General features: G+C 41.6%; 13 protein-coding genes. All 13 read left to right on the top strand.

The window, feature by feature from the left end:
- The first annotated feature begins 45 nt into the window (after positions 1 to 45).
- Positions 46 to 1,206 (top strand): ADP-forming succinate--CoA ligase subunit beta, encoded by a 1,161-nt coding sequence (sucC, locus tag JOD03_RS01450; RefSeq protein ID WP_204589038.1) that lies wholly within the window; start codon positions 46 to 48, stop codon positions 1,204 to 1,206.
- Positions 1,207 to 1,224: 18 nt separating this feature from the next.
- The gene (gene sucD / locus JOD03_RS01455) at positions 1,225 to 2,127 is read left to right on the top strand and encodes a succinate--CoA ligase subunit alpha (RefSeq protein ID WP_204589039.1); all 903 of its coding nucleotides are present in this window, start codon (positions 1,225 to 1,227) and stop codon (positions 2,125 to 2,127) included.
- A 206-nt stretch (positions 2,128 to 2,333) separates the two neighbouring features.
- Positions 2,334 to 3,029, top strand: coding sequence for a DNA-processing protein DprA (gene dprA, locus JOD03_RS01460; protein ID WP_204589040.1), 696 nt, complete (start codon positions 2,334 to 2,336; stop codon positions 3,027 to 3,029).
- A 96-nt stretch (positions 3,030 to 3,125) separates the two neighbouring features.
- Positions 3,126 to 5,201, top strand: a complete 2,076-nt coding sequence (topA, locus tag JOD03_RS01465) for a type I DNA topoisomerase (protein WP_204589041.1) — start codon at positions 3,126 to 3,128, stop codon at positions 5,199 to 5,201.
- An 18-nt stretch (positions 5,202 to 5,219) separates the two neighbouring features.
- Positions 5,220 to 6,530, top strand: a complete 1,311-nt coding sequence (trmFO, locus tag JOD03_RS01470; RefSeq protein ID WP_204589042.1) for an FADH(2)-oxidizing methylenetetrahydrofolate--tRNA-(uracil(54)-C(5))-methyltransferase TrmFO — start codon at positions 5,220 to 5,222, stop codon at positions 6,528 to 6,530.
- A 61-nt stretch (positions 6,531 to 6,591) separates the two neighbouring features.
- Positions 6,592 to 7,482 (top strand): tyrosine recombinase XerC, encoded by an 891-nt coding sequence (gene xerC, locus JOD03_RS01475; protein WP_204589043.1) that lies wholly within the window; start codon positions 6,592 to 6,594, stop codon positions 7,480 to 7,482.
- Positions 7,483 to 7,494: 12 nt separating this feature from the next.
- Positions 7,495 to 8,058, top strand: coding sequence for an ATP-dependent protease subunit HslV (gene hslV / locus JOD03_RS01480; protein WP_204589044.1), 564 nt, complete (start codon positions 7,495 to 7,497; stop codon positions 8,056 to 8,058).
- On the top strand, positions 8,036 to 9,412 hold the full coding sequence (hslU, locus tag JOD03_RS01485; protein ID WP_204589045.1) for an ATP-dependent protease ATPase subunit HslU: 1,377 nt from the start codon (positions 8,036 to 8,038) through the stop codon (positions 9,410 to 9,412). The genes hslV and hslU overlap by 23 nt, the downstream gene beginning before the upstream one ends.
- Positions 9,413 to 9,493: 81 nt before the next feature.
- Positions 9,494 to 10,270, top strand: coding sequence for a GTP-sensing pleiotropic transcriptional regulator CodY (codY, locus tag JOD03_RS01490; RefSeq protein ID WP_204589046.1), 777 nt, complete (start codon positions 9,494 to 9,496; stop codon positions 10,268 to 10,270).
- A gap of 557 nt (positions 10,271 to 10,827) precedes the next feature.
- Positions 10,828 to 11,550 carry a 30S ribosomal protein S2 gene (gene rpsB / locus JOD03_RS01495; protein ID WP_204589047.1) on the top strand — a complete coding sequence of 241 codons (723 nt, stop codon included), beginning with the start codon at positions 10,828 to 10,830 and terminating at the stop codon, positions 11,548 to 11,550.
- A gap of 77 nt (positions 11,551 to 11,627) precedes the next feature.
- Complete coding sequence (gene tsf, locus JOD03_RS01500; RefSeq protein WP_204589048.1) at positions 11,628 to 12,512, top strand: translation elongation factor Ts; 885 nt, start codon at positions 11,628 to 11,630, stop codon at positions 12,510 to 12,512.
- A gap of 75 nt (positions 12,513 to 12,587) precedes the next feature.
- On the top strand, positions 12,588 to 13,313 hold the full coding sequence (pyrH, locus tag JOD03_RS01505; RefSeq protein WP_204589049.1) for a UMP kinase: 726 nt from the start codon (positions 12,588 to 12,590) through the stop codon (positions 13,311 to 13,313).
- A complete protein-coding gene (gene frr / locus JOD03_RS01510; RefSeq protein WP_204589050.1) occupies positions 13,313 to 13,870 on the top strand; it encodes a ribosome recycling factor in 558 nt (185 codons plus the stop codon). Before pyrH ends, frr begins: the two co-directional genes overlap by 1 nt.
- Positions 13,871 to 14,000 lie beyond the last annotated feature (130 nt).

Consider the following 14,000-nt stretch of genomic DNA (forward strand, 5'->3'; position numbering starts at 1 on the left):
AATGGGGGAGGTAGTAAACTCAATAGTTCGATTGGAGGACGCACAATGAATATCCATGAATACCAGGGAAAACAATTGCTACGTCAATATGGAGTTGCAGTGCCAAACGGAATCGTTGCTTTCTCACCAGAAGAAGCAGTTAAAGCAGCGAAAGAATTAGGCGCAGCAGTAACAGTTGTCAAAGCTCAAATTCACGCAGGTGGTCGCGGTAAAGCAGGCGGCGTTAAGATTGCAAAAAATCTTGACGAAGTACGTGAATACGCGAAAGAACTGATCGGTAAAGTTCTTGTAACGCACCAAACAGGTCCTGAAGGTAAAGAAGTAAAACGCATTTATATCGAAGAAGGTAGCGATATTCAAAAAGAATATTACATCGGACTTGTATTAGATCGTGCAACTTCTCGTGTAACGCTTATGGGTTCTGAAGAAGGCGGTATGGATATCGAGGAAGTAGCAGCAAACACGCCTGAGCGTTTGTTCTACGAAGAAATCGATCCAGTTGTTGGTCTTACAGGCTTCCAAGCGCGTCGCATGGCGTTCAACATGAACATTCCTGCTAAGCTTGTCAACAAAGCTGTAAAATTCATGTTGGGTCTTTACAAAGTATATGTTGAAAAAGATGCTGCAATCGTTGAGATCAACCCACTTGTTGTGACAGGTGACGATCAAGTTATCGCGCTTGATGCAAAATTCAACTTTGATGCGAATGCATTGTACCGTCATCCAGAAATTATGGAAATGCGTGACTATGATGAAGAAGATGCAAAAGAAATCGAAGCTTCTAAATATGACCTTAGCTACATCTCATTAGATGGAAACATCGGATGTATGGTTAACGGTGCCGGACTTGCTATGGCAACAATGGATACGATCAGCTATTACGGCGGATCACCCGCTAACTTCCTGGACGTTGGGGGCGGTGCGACAGCTGAGAAAGTAACAGAAGCATTCAAAATCATTCTTTCTGATAAAAACGTAAAAGGTATTTTTGTTAATATCTTTGGCGGAATCATGAAGTGTGACGTTATTGCTGAAGGTGTTATTATCGCAGCAAAAGAAGTTGGACTACAAGTACCACTTGTTGTTCGTCTTGAAGGTACAAACGTAGACCTTGGTAAGAAAATGTTGAACGAATCAGGTCTTAACATCATCGCAGCTGATTCTATGGCTGACGGCGCACAAAAAATCGTGAAACTTGTAGGATAAGAAAGGCAGGGAGATAAAATGAGCGTATATATTAATAAAGATACGAAAGTACTCGTTCAAGGAATCACGGGCTCAACTGCTCTTTTCCATACAAAACAAATGATTGAGTACGGTACGAAAATCGTTGCAGGTGTTACACCTGGTAAAGGCGGTACGGAAGTTGAAGGCGTGCCAGTATTTAACACAGTTGAAGAAGCTGTAAAAGCTACAGGCGCTAATGTTTCTGTTATTTATGTACCTGCACCATTTGCGGCTGATGCAATTTTAGAAGCGGTTGATGCTGAGCTTGATATGGCAATTTGTATCACTGAGCATATTCCAGTTCTTGACATGGTCAATGTGCGACGTTACATGGAAGGTAAAAAGACACGCTTGGTCGGTCCTAACTGCCCTGGTGTCATCACAGCTGACGAATGTAAAATTGGAATCATGCCTGGTTACATCCATACAAAAGGTCACGTCGGAGTTGTTTCACGCTCTGGTACACTTACGTATGAAGCTGTTCACCAGTTAACACAAGAAGGCATTGGTCAAACGACTGCTGTCGGTATCGGTGGAGACCCTGTAAACGGGACAAACTTTATCGATGTTCTGAAAGCATTCAACGAAGATGAAGATACGTATGCAGTGGTAATGATCGGTGAGATCGGCGGAACAGCAGAAGAAGAAGCGGCTGAGTGGATCAAAGCGAACATGAAAAAACCTGTAGTCGGATTCATTGGTGGGCAAACTGCACCTCCAGGAAAACGTATGGGTCACGCTGGAGCTATCATCTCAGGTGGACAAGGAACTGCAGAAGGCAAAATCAGCGCTATGAAAGATGCTGGTATGAAAGTTGCAGCAACTCCATCTGTAATCGGTGAAACTTTAATTGAAGCAATTAAAGAAGCGGGTCTTTACGACGCGTGTAAAACACACTAATATTAGAGATACGGCACACGCCGTATCTTTTTTTATCCCCAAATCTAACCTCGAGGTGATATGTGAACGACCGCCAAAAACTTCTCGCCCTCCATAGTCTGATTCCTTGGCCTTGGCCCCGTTTCAACCAAATTTCTACTTTTCTTGCTAATAATCTGCAGGATCATCTACCCACAATAGTTAAAGAAAACTATAGGACAGCCAGTTTGTTTCCATTTGAAAGCTATTATGCGGCGTCTGACGTAGCGGTAGTTACTTATCTTGACCCGGACTACCCTCCACTTTTAAAAGAGCTTCACGACCCACCAGCTGTGCTTTATTTAAGAGGGAATAAACAACTCCTTACGAATTCCATGCTTGCCATCATCGGTTCTCGCAAAGCAACTTCGTATACACACGATATCATCGACTACTTTATGCCACAGTTTAAAGCGGCCGATTTAACCATTTGCAGTGGACTGGCAATTGGAGCGGATACGCATGCGCACAAAATTGCAATAGAACATGGTGTGAATACTGTAGCTGTACTCGGGTCAGGATTTCACTATCCTTATCCGAAACAAAACATAGCTTTATTTTCAGAACTAGCAAAAAATCATTTGCTTGTCACGGAATACCCTCCGAACACACCGCCTCAACCCCATCAATTTATTGCAAGGAACCGCGTCATTAGTGCACTTTCTAAAGGGATTTTTATAACTGAAGCAGAGTTGAAAAGTGGAACGATGTCAACTGTTGACTTTGCTTTAGATCTTGGAAAAGAGGTGTATACAGTTCCTGGTTCCATATTTTCTACTCTCAGTTCTGGCCCTCATAGCTTGGTCCAACAAGGGGCAACACTTGTCCATTCTAGCGAAGATTTTTCAGAGCAAATCTTGCCACGTTCAATAGCTTTGAAATGAAAAACCTTGCAATCGCTTTAAAACTGTTATACATTTTGCATCAGGTATTTGTTTTTATCGTGAAGCGGATTACCTTCTATTTAAAGGAGGCCAATTATGTCAGATTATCTAGTAATCGTAGAGTCCCCAGCAAAAGCTAAAACAATTGAAAAATATTTGGGGAAGAAATACAAAGTAAAAGCTTCAGTTGGCCACGTTATTGATTTACCCCGTAGTCAAATGGGAGTCGATGTAGAAAATAACTATCAACCGAAGTATATTACCATTCGCGGGAAAGGTCCCATCTTACAAGAACTGAAAACAGCAGCTAAAAAAGCTAAAAAAGTCTATCTCGCAGCTGACCCCGACAGAGAGGGAGAGGCAATTGCGTGGCATTTAGCAAATGCATTATCCATCGATGCAGATTCAGATTGTCGTGTGGTATTTAATGAAATTACAAAAGATGCGGTCATAGAGTCGTTCAAACATCCTAGACCGCTAAATCGTGATCTAGTCGATGCACAACAAGCACGCCGTGTACTCGATCGATTAGTTGGGTACAATATTAGCCCAATTCTATGGAAGAAAGTCAAAAAAGGATTGTCTGCAGGGCGGGTTCAATCTGTAGCATTGCGGTTGATCATCGACCGTGAAAATGAAATCAAGGCATTTATTCCAGAAGAATATTGGTCAATTGAGGCAGAGTTTGAAAAAGGAAAAAGTCGTTTTGAAGCTGTCTATTACGGAGATAAATCCGAAAAGAAAAAATTGACCTCGCAAGAAGATGTAGATGCTGTCTTAAAATCAATGAAGGGCAAGCAGTTTACAGTGGACAAAGTTGTCAAGAAAGAACGTAAACGCAACCCATCTCCATCCTTTACAACATCGTCTCTACAACAGGAAGCAGCACGTAAATTGAACTTCCGTGCTCGAAAAACCATGATACTTGCACAACAGTTGTACGAAGGAATCGACTTAGGTAAAAAACAAGGTACTGTAGGTCTCATTACGTATATGCGTACAGATTCAACTCGTATCTCGGATAGTGCAAAAGCAGAAGCAACAGGTTACATTGAAGGCAAGTATGGGAAAGAGTTTTTATCGACTGCCCAAGCTGCCAAATCAACTAAAAAAACACAAGATGCACATGAAGCGATTCGTCCGACAAGTGCCCTTCGTACGCCGGATGAAGTCAAATCTCTATTATCGCGTGATCAATATCGCCTCTATAAATTGATTTGGGAACGTTTTATTGCAAGTCAGATGGCATCAGCTGTTTTAGATACAGTTGCTGTTGACCTTGTGAATCAAAACGTACTATTCCGAGCAAACGGCTCTCAAGTCAAGTTTGCTGGATTCATGAAAGTGTATGTTGAAGGATCGGACGATCAAATTGATGACAAAGATAAACTTCTGCCAGAACTTACAGAGGGTGAAAAAGTAAAGGCAGCGCTGATCGATCCGAAGCAGCACTTTACACAGCCACCACCACGTTATACGGAAGCGCGTCTTGTGAAAACGCTTGAAGAACTTGGAATAGGTCGTCCGTCGACTTACGCACCAACTTTAGATACGATTCAAAAACGTGGGTATGTACAACTTGAAACGAAACGTTTTGTGCCAACAGAACTTGGAACAATCGTGCATGAATTAATGACGGAATTCTTCCCAGATATCATCAATATCGAGTTCACAGCACAAATGGAGAAAGATCTGGACTTGATTGAAGAAGGTCAGATCGAATGGATCAAACTCATCGACCGTTTCTACGGTGGATTTGAAAAACATGTCAAGCACGCAGATGAAGAGATGGAAAAGATTGAAATCAAAGATGAGCCGACTGGCGAAGACTGTGAAAAATGTGGATCTCCTATGGTTTATAAACTGGGACGCTACGGGAAATTCATGGCGTGCAGCAACTTCCCAGACTGCCGTAACACGAAAGCAATTGTAAAAGAAATTGGCGTACCTTGTCCGAAGTGTCAAAAAGGTCAACTTCTAGAGCGTAAAAGTAAAACGAAGCGAATCTTCTACGGATGTGATCAGTTCCCGGAATGTGACTTCGTCTCTTGGGACAAGCCAATCAATCGTCCATGTCCGAAGTGTGAAGAGATGCTTGTTGAGAAGAAGCTGAAAAAAGGCGTTCAAATTCAATGTGTATCTTGTGATTACAAAGAAGAAGTACAAAGTTAGAAAGAAGGCATTTACCTCATGACTCAAACAGTAAACGTAATCGGAGCCGGCCTCGCAGGGAGCGAGGCGGCTTGGCAGTTAGCAAAACGCGGTATTCAAGTGAAACTTTATGAAATGCGACCTGTGAAGCAAACACCTGCTCACCATACAGATAAATTTGCAGAGTTAGTTTGTTCCAATTCTTTGCGTGCCAATAATTTGACGAATGCTGTCGGTGTGATTAAAGAAGAGATGCGTATGCTCGATTCATTAATTATTCATTCAGCAGATAACAGTGCAGTGCCTGCAGGTGGAGCACTTGCGGTCGATCGTCACGATTTTGCTGGACGCGTTACAGAGACGATTCGTAACCATCCAAATATTGAAATCGTTAACGAAGAAGTGACAGATATTCCAGAAGGTATCACTATTATTGCAACGGGACCTCTTACGTCGCCTGCACTTGCAGAAAAAGTGAAAGAGCTGACTGGACAAGACTATCTTTACTTTTACGATGCAGCAGCGCCAATCGTTGAAAAAGACAGTATCGATATGGACAAAGTCTACCTGAAGTCTCGTTATGATAAAGGCGAAGCAGCGTATTTGAACTGTCCAATGACAGAAGAAGAATTCGACCGTTTCTATGATGCTTTAGTAGAGGCAGAAGTCGTGCCTCTTAAAGAATTCGAAAAAGAGATTTATTTTGAAGGATGTATGCCTGTTGAAGTGATGGCATCTCGTGGACGTAAAACTTTATTATTCGGACCGATGAAGCCAGTGGGTCTTGAAGATCCGAAAACGGGTAAGCGTCCGTTTGCAGTCGTTCAACTTCGTCAAGATGATGCGGCTGGAACGCTTTATAACATTGTTGGATTCCAGACACATTTGAAATGGGGACCTCAAAAGGAAGTCCTTCAACTGATTCCTGGACTTGAAAATGTTGAAATCGTGCGTTACGGTGTGATGCACCGAAACACGTTTATTAATTCACCAACAGTACTTGAGCCAACTTACCAGTTGAAAGCTAACCGCAACATTTTCTTCGCAGGTCAAATGACAGGTGTCGAAGGATATGTAGAGTCTGCGGGAAGTGGCTTATTAGCTGGAATCAATGCAGCGCGTTTAGTGCAAGGTGAAGAGTTAGTTGTATTCCCATCTGAAACAGCGCTTGGCAGTATGGCACGGTATATCACGGAAGCAGATTCGAAGAACTTCCAACCAATGAACATTAACTTTGGTTTGTTCCCGAACTTACCTGAACGTATCCGTGATAAGAAGGTTAAAGCTGAAAAATTGGCTGACCGAGCACTTACAACAATTCAAAATTTTGTGAAGACTAATTCACTTTAATTGAAGTTGCCCCTACAGATTGATATAATCTTAGGGGTTTTTACGTGGAGGAGGATGACCAATGGAACGTCCAGAAGTACGTGATTTTATTGAATTTATTCAACTTGATAAGAACTATTCTCCGCATACTGTAAAAGAATACGAAAATGATATTAATCAGTTCATCACTTTTTTGAATGAAGAAGCAATTACATCCTTTGAAGAAGTAGAATATTTGCATGCACGTCTGTATGTGACAAAACTTTATAATGCGAAACTTGCACGTACATCGATTTCACGCAAAATTTCAGCCATCCGGACATTTTTTACGTATCTTTCGAAAGAACGAGACGTGAATTCAGATGCGTTCCAAGCGCTGTTCCACCCAAAACAACAAAAAAAACTTCCTCAGTTCTTTTATGAGGAAGAGCTAGAAGCATTGTTTACAGCCGCACAAGGGGAGAAACCTCTTAATATTCGCAACATAGCATTACTTGAACTGTTGTATGCAACGGGCATGCGTGTTAGTGAACTGACGGAACTTGAAGTTTCAGCGGTTGATTTACCGTATGGAATCGTCCGGGTAATGGGAAAGGGTCGTAAAGAGCGCTACATCCCCATTGGAAGCTTTGCAGTAAGTGCACTTGAAACTTATTTAGAAGTAGCGCGTCCTCGGTTAATGAAGAACACGCAACACGATAAACTATTTGTGAATAATCGCGGCGAACCACTTACGGACATGGGTGTTCGCTACATTCTTCAGGAAATTGTGAAAAAGAGCACGTTAACTAAGTCGATTTATCCGCACATGATACGCCACACATTTGCAACACATTTGTTAAATAACGGAGCGGACATGCGGACTGTTCAGGAACTACTCGGCCACAGCAGCTTAAGCTCTACACAAATCTATACCCATGTAACAAAAGATCATTTACTTACAACTTATAAAAATTCGCATCCACGCGCATAGGAGGCACACGGAATGACAATTCATGCAACTACAATATTTGCGATACAGCATAAAGGGCAGTCGGCAATGTCAGGGGACGGGCAAGTCACACTTGGAAATCAAGTCGTAATGAAGCATACAGCAAAAAAAGTACGCCGCTTATTCAATGGGCAAGTCGTAGCCGGATTTGCAGGGTCAGTTGCAGATGCGTTTACACTTTTTGAGAAATTTGAAGCGAAACTTGAGATGTACAACGGCAATCTTCAGCGTGCCGCAGTCGAGCTTGCAAAAGAATGGCGCGGAGATAAGATGTTGCGTCAATTAGAAGCGATGCTACTCGTAATGAACAAAGATACACTCTTACTTGTATCAGGTACGGGTGAAGTGATCGAACCAGATGATGGGATCTTAGCGATTGGCTCTGGTGGAAACTATGCGCTTGCAGCTGGTCGTGCTTTGAAGAAGTTCAGCGGTGACGCCCTAACTGCAAAAGAAATTGCACATGCTGCTCTTGAAACTGCAGCAGATATCTGTGTATTTACGAACCACAATATTATTTTGGAGGCGATCGATCATGACGAAAGAGACAACGCCTAAACAAACAAAAGCCTATTTAGACCGCTACATTATAGGTCAGGACGAAGCGAAAAAAGCAATATCTATTGCCTTGCGCAATCGCTATCGCCGGAAACTCTTGAGTGAAGAATTACAACAAGAAGTTGTACCGAAAAACATGTTGATGATTGGTCCGACGGGTGTTGGGAAGACAGAAATTGCAAGACGAATTGCAAAATTGACGCGTGCACCTTTTATTAAAGTAGAAGCAACCAAGTTTACAGAGGTCGGCTATGTGGGTAGAGACGTGGAGTCAATGGTGCGAGACTTAGTAGAAGCGTCTATTCGACTTGTAAAAGATGAAAAAACTGAGCAAGTTCGTCCGCAAGCAGAGCGCTTAGCAGAAGAACAACTTGTAAAATATTTAGTGCCTTCATTAAAAAAGAAATCCAATCCGTCGAATCCTTTCGAAGCATTGCTTGGTGGTCGTGTTGAGCAAGAAGAAGAGGAAGATTCATCCGTACGATTGAAACGTAGTGAAATTGCTGAAAAGTTAAAAGCCGGACTTTTAGAGGAAGAAGAAGTGACTGTTAGTGTAACAGAAGCTACACCGTCCCTATTCGATATGATGCCAGGTGCGGATCAAGGGCAAGGAGCACAAATGCAAGACATGCTTTCAAACTTCATGCCGAAAAAGAAGAAAAAACGCAAAATGAAGGTAAAAGATGCAAGACGTGTATTGATTCTTGAAGAAGCCAGCAAGCTATTAGATACCGATGAAGTGAATCAAGCTGCTATTGAAAAAGCTGAACAAGATGGCATCATCTTCATTGATGAGTTTGATAAAATCGCTGCAAAATCTGGACAAGGTGCAGATGTTTCGCGCGAAGGTGTGCAGCGTGACATCTTACCAATCGTCGAAGGTTCAACAATTGCCACAAAATATGGAGCTGTCAAAACAGATTATATCTTGTTTATCGCAGCAGGTGCGTTCCATATGGCAAAACCGTCCGACTTGATTCCTGAACTGCAAGGACGTTTCCCGATTCGGGTTGAACTCGAAAAGTTAACGAAAGACGATTTCGTTCGAATTTTAAAAGAGCCGAATCATTCTTTGATTCAGCAGTATGTTGCGTTACTTGCTACAGAAGGTATCGAAATAGAGTTTACGGATGAGGCGATTGAGCGGATTGGTGAACTTGCATTTGAAGTGAATCAGGAGACAGACAACATTGGGGCGCGCCGCTTGCATACACTGCTTGAGAAGGTAATGGAAGATTTATCCTATGAGGCATCAGACATTTCTCCTGCCCACATAGACATTACACCGGCATTTGTGGACAGTAAGCTCAAAAATATCGTAAAAAACAAAGATTTGTCACAATTTATCTTATAAATGAAACTTTTTTGTTTTAAAAACAATTAAAAAGCTTTAGAATATTTTATAAATAGAAAAAATTTAAAATGGAGGTTCATAATGAATCTATTAGAAAAAACACGTAAGATCAATTCGATGCTCCAAGCGTCTGCTGGGCAACAAGTAAACTTTAAAGAAATGGCTGAGTCGTTATCACAAGTAATTGAGTGTAACGTATTTATCGTAAGCCGTAAAGGGAAACTTTTAGGGTTTGATATCAATCAACAAATCGACAACGATCGTATGATTCGTATGTTAGAAGATCGTCAGTTCCCAGAAGTGTATACTAAAAACTTATTCAAAATTACTGAAACATCTTCAAACTTGGACGTAGAGAGCGAGTTTACTGCGTTCCCGGTCGAAAATAAAGATTTATTCAAAGAAGGTCTGACTACAATCGTGCCAATCAACGGTGGCGGTGAGCGTCTAGGTACTTTAATCTTAGCGCGTATCAAACAAGCATTCGGCGATGATGATTTAATCCTTGCTGAATACGGTGCTACAGTTGTAGGTATGGAAATTCTTCGTGAGAAATCAGAAGAGATTGAACTTGAAGCACGCAGCAAAGCAGTTGTGCAAATGGCAATCAATTCACTATCTTACAGTGAGCTTGAAGCAATCGAGCACATTTTCGAAGAGTTGAATGGTAATGAAGGTCTATTAGTAGCTTCAAAAATTGCAGACCGCGTTGGAATCACACGTTCTGTTATTGTAAACGCACTGCGTAAATTGGAGTCTGCTGGTGTTATCGAATCACGTTCTTTGGGTATGAAGGGAACATATATCAAGGTTCTTAACAACAAGTTCTTAGAAGAACTTGAAAACATGAAACTATAATTTTAACGTTTCTACTCTCTCCATAGCTGGAGGGAGTTTTTTTATGAGGATTACTAAATTGAGTCTGAATGTTGAGTTCCATTGCGGGGTTGCTTTCCGAGGGCGCGTCGTCTTTAATATGGTGAAATCGAGTTGCAAACGCCAGAAACACGCTGTGGAATCCATCGCACCCGCAAAGGCTGAAGAACGCCTTCACGGGCACGCTGGATTTCCTCGGAGTTTCTAGAGTGGCGTTCTCCACATCTAAAAGTTGTGGGGTCTCACGTTCCGCTTTTAATCCCTCCGGAGTCAACCCCTCCATTCCACTCAACAACTTAGTATTTACTCTGAACTGTACTATCCGCCAATCGCGATTAAATGTTCGACTAAACTAAAATGCCATTATACTGGTTGGATTTGATTTAAAAACTAGGTTTTTTTGTTGTCAACTTGTCCAATGTATGGTACATTATAAGACGGTATGATTATACACGCTATTCAGATGGCCAAGCAGGTGCCTACGGGTCGTTTGGTCACAGGAAGAATGGCGGAAGTTTAAACCAATAGGAGGAAATATCATGTCAGTAATCTCTATGAAACAACTACTTGAGGCTGGTGTACACTTTGGTCACCAAACTCGCCGCTGGAACCCGAAAATGAAGAAATACATCTTCGTTGAGCGTAACGGCATCTACATCATCGATCTTCAAAAAACGGTGAAAAAATTAGAAGAAGCTTATGCTTACATGCGTCAAGTTGGCGAAGAAGGCGGTAAAGTCCTATTCGTTGGTACGAAAAAGCAAGCACAAGAAGCAATCAAGGAAGAAGCAGAACGTTCAGGTAACTACTACATCAACCAACGTTGGTTAGGTGGAACACTTACAAACTTCGGCACTATCCAAAAACGTGTTGCTCGTATGAAGCAAATCGAAAAAATGGAAGAAGACGGTACTTTTGCTGTACTTCCTAAAAAAGAAGTAGTTCAACTTAAAAAAGAACACGAGCGCTTAGTGAAATTCTTAGGCGGAGTTCGTGATATGAAATCTCTACCAGACGTTATGTTTGTTGTAGACCCACGCAAAGAGCGTATCGCTGTTGCTGAAGCAATCAAATTACACATCCCAATCGTAGGTATCGTTGATACAAACTGTGATCCAGATGAAATTGATTACGTAATCCCAGCTAACGACGATGCAATCCGTGCTGTAAAACTTCTAACTGGTAAAATGGCAGACGCTTTACTTGAAGCAAAACAAGGTGAAGAACTTGCTGAATCTACTGAAGAAGTAGCAGCTGAGTAATTTTTAACACAAACAGGTGATAAGCGGCCAACCCACTTATCACCTTTTTTTAAGAACTTGACTAGGAGGAACTTAACATGGCAGTTACAGCTCAAATGGTAAAAGAATTACGTGAAAAAACAGGCGCAGGTATGATGGACTGTAAAAAAGCATTAGTAGAAACAAACGGCGATATGGACGCAGCTGTTGATTTCTTACGTGAAAAAGGTCTTTCTTCTGCAGCTAAAAAAGCAGATCGCATTGCTGCTGAAGGTATTACAGCAATCGAAGTACAAGGTAACAAAGCAGTATTAGTAGAAGTTAATGCAGAAACGGATTTCGTTGCGAAAAACGAAAACTTCCAAACGGTTGTTAAAGATCTTTCTGCTCACCTTTTAGCTACTGAGCCAGCTACTGTTGAAGAAGCTTTGGCTTCAACAATGGAAAACGGTTCTACAGTGGAGAACTACATCTCTAACGCTGTAGCAAAAATTGGTGAAAAAATCACTCTTCGTCGTTTTGAAATCAAAACAAAAACAGACACAGATGCTTTCGGACCATACTTACACATGGGCGGACGTATTGGTGTTCTTGCACTTCTTGAAGGAACAACTGACGAAGCAGCAGCGAAAGACGTTGCAATGCACATCGCTGCACTAAACCCACAATACATCTCACGTGACGAAGTTTCTGAAGAAGAAGTTGAGCGTGAGCGCAAAGTATTAACTGAGCAAGCTCTTAACGAAGGTAAACCAGAAAATATCGTTGCAAAAATGGTAGAAGGTCGCCTTGGCAAGTACTTTGAAGATGTATGTGTACTTGATCAATCATTCGTTAAAAACCCAGATCAAAAAGTTCGTGATTTCGTAAAAGCTACTGGCGGAGAGTTAGTATCATTCACTCGTTACGCTGTTGGTGAAGGAATCGAAAAACGTGAAGACAACTTCGCTGAAGAAGTTATGAGCCAAGTTAAAGGAAACTAATTCAATAACAACAGGCCAGTAGGGAACACACCTGTGTGTTCCCTATTTTTCAAGACAAAATCTGGGAGGATATAAATGACGACACCACAATATAAACGAATCGTATTAAAGCTGAGCGGAGAGGCTCTTGCAGGAGAGCAAGGGTTTGGTTTATCGCCAGCCATCATTAAATCTGTTGCTGAACAAGTGAAAGAGGTAGTAGATTTAGGTATCGAGGTAGCTGTAGTCGTGGGCGGCGGAAATATCTGGCGCGGAAAAGTAGGCAGTGAGATGGGCATGGACCGTGCAACAGCAGACTATATGGGGATGCTTGCAACGGTTATGAATTCACTTGCTCTACAAGATGCACTTGAGAAAACAGGTGTAGAATCACGTGTTCAAACATCCATCGAGATGCGTCAAGTAGCAGAACCTTACATTCGCCGTAAAGCGATTCGTCATTTAGAAAAAGGGCGTGTTGTCATTTTTGCAGCAGGTACCGGCAACCCGTACTTCTCAACAGATACAACAGCTGCACTACGCGCAGCGGAAATCGAAGCAGATGTCATCTTGATGGCAAAAAATAATGTGGATGGCGTATATTCTGCTGATCCAATGGTAGATCCAACTGCTGTGAAATACGAGAATCTGTCGTTCTTAGAAGTTATTCAAAATGGGCTTCAAGTAATGGACTCAACGGCGTCTACTCTATGTATGGACAACGATATTGATCTTATTGTATTCTCAATTATGGAAAACGGTAATATTAAAAAGGCAGCACTCGGTGAAACAATTGGGACTGTCGTAAGGAGGAATTCATAATGACGAAGCAAGTAATTGACCAAACGAAAGATAAAATGGAAAAGTCAGTAGGTGCCTTTTCACGTGAAATCGCAACAATTCGTGCAGGACGTGCCAACGCTTCTCTACTAGACAAAATTACAGTAGACTACTATGGTTCACCAACACCAATTAATCAAATGGCTGGTATTTCTACGCCAGAAGCTCGTCTTCTAGTCATCCAACCATACGACAAAACTGTGATCAATGATATTGAGAAAGCAATTATGAAATCTGATTTAGGGATTTCTCCAACGAACGATGGTTCGGTGATTCGTTTAGCTGTACCTGCTTTGACGGAAGAACGTCGTAAAGACCTTGCGAAACAGGTGAAGAAAGAAGCAGAAGAAGCAAAAGTTCATATCCGAAATGTCCGCCGTGATGGAAATGAAGATTTGAAGAAGTTAGAAAAGAACGGTGAAATTACAGAAGATGATCTTCGCAGCTTCCAAGATGACGTTCAGAAACTAACGGATTCCTATATTGCGAAAATAGATGAACTTGCAAAAGAAAAAGAAAACGAAATCATGGAAATCTAATCTCAGGCGTCCTCTTAGGAGGATGCTTTTCTTTTTCTTTGAAACCTTCTGCTCAAAATCGCGTTCATATGGTGAAAGTAAAAAAATACAACTCAATGCTGTATGAAATTTGGTATGATAGGATATATAT

Origin of the sequence: Chryseomicrobium aureum (assembly GCF_016909155.1) — a bacterium.
GTDB lineage: Bacteria > Bacillota > Bacilli > Bacillales_A > Planococcaceae > Chryseomicrobium > Chryseomicrobium aureum.

Coding starts and splice junctions, on each gene's coding strand:
- sucC (WP_204589038.1), top strand. CDS start 46: ATGAATATCCATGAATACCAGGGAAAACAATTGCTACGTCAATATGGA.
- sucD (WP_204589039.1), top strand. CDS start 1,225: ATGAGCGTATATATTAATAAAGATACGAAAGTACTCGTTCAAGGAATC.
- topA (WP_204589041.1), top strand. CDS start 3,126: ATGTCAGATTATCTAGTAATCGTAGAGTCCCCAGCAAAAGCTAAAACA.
- trmFO (WP_204589042.1), top strand. CDS start 5,220: ATGACTCAAACAGTAAACGTAATCGGAGCCGGCCTCGCAGGGAGCGAG.
- xerC (WP_204589043.1), top strand. CDS start 6,592: ATGGAACGTCCAGAAGTACGTGATTTTATTGAATTTATTCAACTTGAT.
- hslV (WP_204589044.1), top strand. CDS start 7,495: ATGACAATTCATGCAACTACAATATTTGCGATACAGCATAAAGGGCAG.
- hslU (WP_204589045.1), top strand. CDS start 8,036: ATGACGAAAGAGACAACGCCTAAACAAACAAAAGCCTATTTAGACCGC.
- codY (WP_204589046.1), top strand. CDS start 9,494: ATGAATCTATTAGAAAAAACACGTAAGATCAATTCGATGCTCCAAGCG.
- rpsB (WP_204589047.1), top strand. CDS start 10,828: ATGTCAGTAATCTCTATGAAACAACTACTTGAGGCTGGTGTACACTTT.
- tsf (WP_204589048.1), top strand. CDS start 11,628: ATGGCAGTTACAGCTCAAATGGTAAAAGAATTACGTGAAAAAACAGGC.
- pyrH (WP_204589049.1), top strand. CDS start 12,588: ATGACGACACCACAATATAAACGAATCGTATTAAAGCTGAGCGGAGAG.
- frr (WP_204589050.1), top strand. CDS start 13,313: ATGACGAAGCAAGTAATTGACCAAACGAAAGATAAAATGGAAAAGTCA.